The 5163-nt window shown below is 69.5% G+C and carries 8 protein-coding genes; 5 read left to right on the top strand and 3 right to left on the bottom strand.

Annotated features, from left to right (window positions below; all coding sequences use genetic code 11):
• Positions 1-191, top strand: a 191-nt coding sequence (locus tag ACFU6K_RS30930) for a hypothetical protein (protein ID WP_380668607.1), incomplete at its 5' end; no start/stop codon positions are given.
• Here ACFU6K_RS30930 and ACFU6K_RS30925 read toward each other — a convergent pair.
• Positions 158-421 (bottom strand): hypothetical protein, encoded by a 264-nt coding sequence (locus ACFU6K_RS30925; RefSeq protein WP_380668605.1) that lies wholly within the window; start codon positions 419-421, stop codon positions 158-160. The two genes, ACFU6K_RS30930 and ACFU6K_RS30925, sit on opposite strands and share 34 nt — an antisense overlap.
• On the bottom strand, positions 418-786 hold the full coding sequence (locus ACFU6K_RS30920; RefSeq protein ID WP_380668603.1) for an ATP-binding protein: 369 nt from the start codon (positions 784-786) through the stop codon (positions 418-420). The genes ACFU6K_RS30925 and ACFU6K_RS30920 overlap by 4 nt, the downstream gene beginning before the upstream one ends.
• A gap of 295 nt (positions 787-1081) precedes the next feature.
• Here ACFU6K_RS30920 and ACFU6K_RS30915 point away from each other — a divergent pair, with 295 nt between their 5' ends.
• Genes ACFU6K_RS30915 through ACFU6K_RS30905 form a run of 3 tightly spaced genes read left to right on the top strand, consistent with a single transcriptional unit; the run spans position 1082 to position 2554 of the window.
• Complete coding sequence (locus ACFU6K_RS30915; RefSeq protein WP_380668601.1) at positions 1082-1945, top strand: helix-turn-helix domain-containing protein; 864 nt, start codon at positions 1082-1084, stop codon at positions 1943-1945.
• Positions 1942-2163 carry a DUF397 domain-containing protein gene (locus ACFU6K_RS30910; protein WP_380668599.1) on the top strand — a complete coding sequence of 74 codons (222 nt, stop codon included), beginning with the start codon at positions 1942-1944 and terminating at the stop codon, positions 2161-2163. Before ACFU6K_RS30915 ends, ACFU6K_RS30910 begins: the two co-directional genes overlap by 4 nt.
• A 25-nt stretch (positions 2164-2188) precedes the next feature.
• Complete coding sequence (locus tag ACFU6K_RS30905; RefSeq protein WP_380668597.1) at positions 2189-2554, top strand: VOC family protein; 366 nt, start codon at positions 2189-2191, stop codon at positions 2552-2554.
• Between the two features lie 55 nt (positions 2555-2609).
• Here ACFU6K_RS30905 and ACFU6K_RS30900 read toward each other — a convergent pair whose 3' ends face one another.
• A complete protein-coding gene (locus tag ACFU6K_RS30900) occupies positions 2610-3347 on the bottom strand; it encodes a response regulator transcription factor (RefSeq protein ID WP_380668595.1) in 738 nt (245 codons plus the stop codon).
• Between the two features lie 215 nt (positions 3348-3562).
• Here ACFU6K_RS30900 and ACFU6K_RS30895 point away from each other — a divergent pair, with 215 nt between their 5' ends.
• Positions 3563-4987, top strand: coding sequence for a hydrolytic protein (locus ACFU6K_RS30895; protein WP_380668593.1), 1425 nt, complete (start codon positions 3563-3565; stop codon positions 4985-4987).
• Positions 4988-5163 lie beyond the last annotated feature (176 nt).

The raw sequence follows: 5163 nt of genomic DNA, 5'->3' as shown, positions 1-5163 counted from the left end.
GGGCGGGTGGGGCCTCAGACCACCGGTTGGCGGTCCCGGCCAGGGACGGGAGTTGCGGCGCGGTCATCCGGGCGGTGGGGCATCCGCAGGACGGCGACCGCACCAAGGCCGACGACGGCGATGGCGAGGAGCAGGAGGAGCGGGAGGATGAGGTCGATCAGGAGTCGCACGGGGCCTCGGTCCTCTCGTAGTGCCGGAGGATCGCGAGGAGGTTGAGGACGGTGCTGGCCGGAGCCGCGCCGAAGCGGACCGAGACGCGGCCGTCGACCCCCACGTGGTCCGTGGCCAGGCCGGGCCAGAGGAGGCCGAACCTGCTGCCGCGATCGTGGAGTTCATCGAGCAGGGAGGCGACCTCCGGCTCGGTGTAGGTACGCATGATCGCGTCGGCCGGCCCGGTAGGGCGGCGGTGGTCGACGGTCACGCGGCGGCGTCCAGCTCAAACCAGACGGATTTGCCCGATTTGCGGGACTCCGCGCCGAAGCGGTCGGTGAGCGAGCGGACGAGACGCAGGCCCCGGCCGGAGACGGCGAGGAGGTCGGAACCGTCCCGCTGGATCGGCACGATGGGATTGCCGTCACTGACGGAGACCCGGAGCACGTGATCGAGCAGCGCGATGACGACGAGCGGCGCCGCACTGCCGCCGTGGCGCCAGGCATTGACGAACAGTTCGAGGAGCGCGACCTCGGCATCGGCGACCAGGTCGGCGTCCCACCCGGCGCGCGCCGTGAGCTCGCGCAACTCTTCGCGCGCGGCCGACCAGTCAGGGGGGAGTCCAAGGGGAGACACGAAGAAACCTCCATGGGAGTCGAGAGATGACTCCGAGCGACCGATGATCAGTCAGGAGAGTCGACCCGGAGCGTGATCGCGACGTGTGCACACGACGAAGCATCCAGCAATTGCTGTCAGTGTGCAGCTCGTCACAGACAGCATGGAGCTAGACGCCACCGTTTGGCAACTCGTCACAAGACTTTGGATATATTCAAATCGAACGCCCGGCAGAGCCCCTACAGTGGCCACAACCGGTGGCGAACGTGCCTGCCGGGAAGGCAAACTGGTCCACTGAAGCTCAGAGAGGGCGGGGATGGGCGGAGCAACAGGTCCGACGGTTCGACGGAGGCAACTCGGGGCCGAACTGCGCCGCCGGAGAGAGGAAGCCGGCCTCTCACATGAGGAAGTCACCGAAGCGCTGAGCGGGATGAGCCAGCCGAAGCTGTCCCGCCTGGAGAACGGCCGGGGTGCCACCAAGGTCGATGACGTCAAGCGACTCCTCGCCCTCTACCGCTGCGAGGACCACGAGTTGATCAACGCGCTCGTGGATCTCGCCAAGCGTGGCGCACAGCGCGGAATGTGGTGGCAAAGCTACAGCGCTGACATCGGGGAGCCGCTTGGCAACCTCATCTCTTTGGAGGCGAGCGCCTCATCGATGCGCTCCTACGAAGGCTTCTTCATTCCGGGTCTCCTTCAGACTCCCGCCTACGCACGCGAGATCATCAAGAAGCTCACCCTCCGCCCTGGAGTCAACGTCGAGGCACTGGTCGACGTCCGCATGGCACGCCAGAGCGCGCTGACCCGAGCCGAACCGCTCGCGCTGTGGGCAGTGATAAACGAAGCCGCGATCCGGTCCGGAGTCGGCGGACCGAAGCTCATGGCTGAGCAACTCGCCAGGATCGCCGACAGAGCGAGCCAGCCCAACGTCAAGATCCAGGTGATGCCCATTGGTGCACCTGCGCACCATGGCATGGGCGGCGCCTTCTCCATCCTCGGATTTCCGCAACGGCAGGATCTCGATGTCGTCCTCGTGGAGGGCGCGTTGAACGACCTCTGGGTCGAGGACGCCGCCGATGTGGCGCTGTACTCGGCGAAGTTCGACGCCATCCGAGCGGATGCTCTGGGCCTCGACGACTCCCTCGCCCTGATCATCGAACAGAGAGACAAGCTCACATGACGTTCATCCCGAACGCAGCCACCATCACCGCAGTCTGGCGCAAGTCATCACACAGCAACGAGTCCACGAACTGCGTTGAGCTCGCCCTGGGTGAGCCGGTCTCCTACATCCGCGACTCGAAGGACCCCTCCGGCCCCGCCCTGGCCTTCGACCGCGCGGCCCACTCCTCCTTCATCTCCGCCGTCGCCACCGGCGAGTTCGACTTCGGGCTGCTCTGACCACCCAACGGAGAGGCAGGCTCACATGCCCATATCCCTGAACCACACCATCGTTCCGGCCGTCGACAACGAGGCGGCAGCCCTCTTCTTCGCCTCCGTCATGGGCCTCGACTACCAGGGCGCCGACCGGCACTTCGCGCCGGTGCGGGTCAACGACTCCCTCACCCTGGACTTCATGACCGTCGAGGACCCGGTCGGCCATCACCTGGCCTTCGACGTGGACCCGTCCTCCTTCGACGGGATCCTCGCCCGGCTCCGCGACGCCGACGTGCCCTACGGCAACGACCCCCGCGAGCCCGGCAACGGTCGGATCGACCACCCGTTGTGCCCTCGCGGGCTGTACTTCACCGATGACGCCGGGAACCTCTACGAGGTCATGTCCCCCGCGTGAACTCCCCCGCTCCACGCGGTGCCCCGCCCGCCTGGGCGGGGCACCGTCATTGCCGCTAGATGAGGCCGCGCCGCATGGCGTAGCCCACCGCGTGGGCCCGGTTGCGCAGGCCGAGGCGGGTGATGATCTCGTGCAGCACGTTCTTCACCGTGCGCTCCGAGTACGACGTCTTGGCGGCGATCTCACTTGTGTCGAAGCCCTCCGCGACCAGCTTCAGCATCTCCGCCTCCCGGGCCGTTAAGGTCGAGAGGGTCAGGCCCCGCCCGTCGAGCATGGTGCGCTGGAGGATGCCGATCCGGTCGAGCAGTTCGCCGAGCAGGTCGCCGGGCATCACACCCTCGCCGTTGGCCAGGGCGGTGATGAGGTTCACCAGCCGGTCCTGGTCGGCCTCCGAGCGGCGCAGCACGGCGGCGACCCCGTTCTCCACGATGGTCTGGAGCCCGCCGGCCTCGAAGTGCCCCACCACCAGGCCTATCCGGCCGGTGGTGGCGAGCCGCAGCCTCCGCAGGTGCTCGGTCACCGTCTCCGTCAGGGCGTCGACCACCAGCAGGGAGACCTCGGCCCGCCCGGCCTCGCTCTCGTTCAGCAGCTCCACTTCGGGCCGCTGGCGCAGCTGTTGGACCACGCCGGTCTGCAGGATGAGGTCCTCGGCGTAGACCGCCACCCGCACCTGGGCCGGCCTGCCGCGCAGTTGGGCGGGTACGCGCGGGACGGTGGTACCGGCGGGCTTCGGTGCCACCGTGGTCCGGCGGCTTGTGACGGCTTCCTCACGGGTTGTATCGGTCGACGTCATCGAACTGCTCCATTCTGCAAGTACCTGCGAGGGTGACGGCCGGCCGCCGAGGGGCGGTGCCGGCCGGGGGCTTGGGGGCGGGTCGCGCGGAGCCGGGCCGGGCCCGCGACGGGACCGGGCGGGGTCTCCGGTCGGTCCGTACGGGCAAGGGGTGTGGCCCCCAGCTTGCCCGTACGGCCCTCTTCTCCGACGCGGTACGGCCCTACCGTCACGCTATGACCACATCCGCCGAACTCGGCCTGCCAGCACTCACGGTGGCCCCCGGTGGCGTGGCCACCACGACCCTGACGGTCCGCAACGACCTCGACATCGTCGAGGCTTACACGTTCGAGGTGGTCGGCGACTGCGCCGGCTGGACGAAGGTGGAGCCGGCCCGGGTCTCGCTGTACCCGGGGACCTCCGAGACCGTGACGGTCCGGCTGGCTCCGCCGCGCTCCCCCGCCACCCGGGCCGGCGAGTTCCCGCTCGGCATCCGGGTGCTGCCGGTCGAGCGCCCCGACCTGGTGGCGGTGCCGGAGGCCACGGTCACCGTGACGCCGTTCCAGGAGCTTCAGGCCGCGCTGGCCCCGCGCCGTCGCCGCGGCTGGCTGCGCGGGCGCTACCGGGCCTCGGTGCGCAACCTCGGCAACGCTCCGACCGGTGTGACGTTCACCCCGGGACAGGCCGGTGAGGACCTGCGGTTCCGGGTCACGCCGGAGAAGCTGCGGCTGGAGCCCGGCGAGTCCGGGGAGGTGCGGGTGCAGGCGCGCACCCGCAAGCTGATCTGGTTCGGCAAGCAGGCGACCTGGCCGTTCGAGGTGACGGTGGGCCCGGAGGAGCGGGCGGACGGCAAGGACGCGAAGGACGGCAAGCCCGGCAAGGACGGGAAGGACGCGAAGGAGCAAAAGGCGCCGGAGGCCGCACCGGGCACCGCGCCGGCGCCCGTCCAGAAGCCGCTGCTGGAGGGCGAGTTCCTCCAGCTGCCGATCTTCCCGAAGTGGCTGCTCGCGCTGCTGGCGGCGCTGATCGCGCTGCTGCTGGCCTGGTTCGCCCTGGTCCGCCCGGCGGTGCGCAGCTCCGCCAAGCAGGCGGCCGAGAAGGCCGTCGCCCAGCAGAACGCCACTCCGGCCCCGCCCGCCGGTGTCCCGGCCGGTGACACACCGGGCAGCCCCGCCAACGGGAGCACCCCCGGCGGCCAGACCAAGCCGGGCGCCGGAAAGCCGACCACCGGCCCGGGTAGCCAGGGCGGTCCGGGCAGCCAGGGTGGTCCGGGCGGCCTGGCGGTGCCCGGGACCGGCCAGCAGAGCTCCGCCACGATCGACGTCCAGACCGAGAACGGCGCGGCCGGGACCGGCAGTTACCAGGTGCCGCACGGCAAGGTCTTCGACATCACCGACCTCGTGGTCTCCAACTTCCAGGGCGACCAGGGCCTGGTGACCTTCATGGTCGGCAACAAGACCGTCACCACGATCGCCTTGGAGACCTTCCGCAACCAGGACTACCACTGGGTGACCCCCCTTCAGGTCCCCGAGGACCAAGCGGTGACCGCGAGCGTGACCTGCGAGGTTCCGGGCACCCCGGCCTCGGGCAAGCAGGCGCCCACGTGCCACGAACTCCTCAACGTCAGCGGGACCCTGAGCGACATCCGGCAAGGAAACTGAACGTTTCCGATCCGTTCGTCTCCGGATTCCCGCTCCCCCCGCATCTCCCCTCACATCCCGTGACCATGTCAATACCCGACGGACACTGTTGCATCGTGCACCCGTCCGAACCAAACCGACCCGCCGGTAACCGGCCGTGATCTGTCCCCCGAGGGCAACCGGCCTGGCCCCTGGGG

Origin of the sequence: Kitasatospora sp. NPDC057512 (genome assembly GCF_042802135.1) — a bacterium.
GTDB lineage: Bacteria > Actinomycetota > Actinomycetes > Streptomycetales > Streptomycetaceae > Kitasatospora.
This window is presented reverse-complemented; position numbering and strand designations above follow the sequence as displayed.

Coding starts and splice junctions, on each gene's coding strand:
- ACFU6K_RS30915 (WP_380668601.1), top strand. CDS start 1,082: ATGGGCGGAGCAACAGGTCCGACGGTTCGACGGAGGCAACTCGGGGCC.
- ACFU6K_RS30910 (WP_380668599.1), top strand. CDS start 1,942: ATGACGTTCATCCCGAACGCAGCCACCATCACCGCAGTCTGGCGCAAG.
- ACFU6K_RS30905 (WP_380668597.1), top strand. CDS start 2,189: ATGCCCATATCCCTGAACCACACCATCGTTCCGGCCGTCGACAACGAG.
- ACFU6K_RS30900 (WP_380668595.1), bottom strand. CDS start 3,347: ATGACGTCGACCGATACAACCCGTGAGGAAGCCGTCACAAGCCGCCGG.
- ACFU6K_RS30895 (WP_380668593.1), top strand. CDS start 3,563: ATGACCACATCCGCCGAACTCGGCCTGCCAGCACTCACGGTGGCCCCC.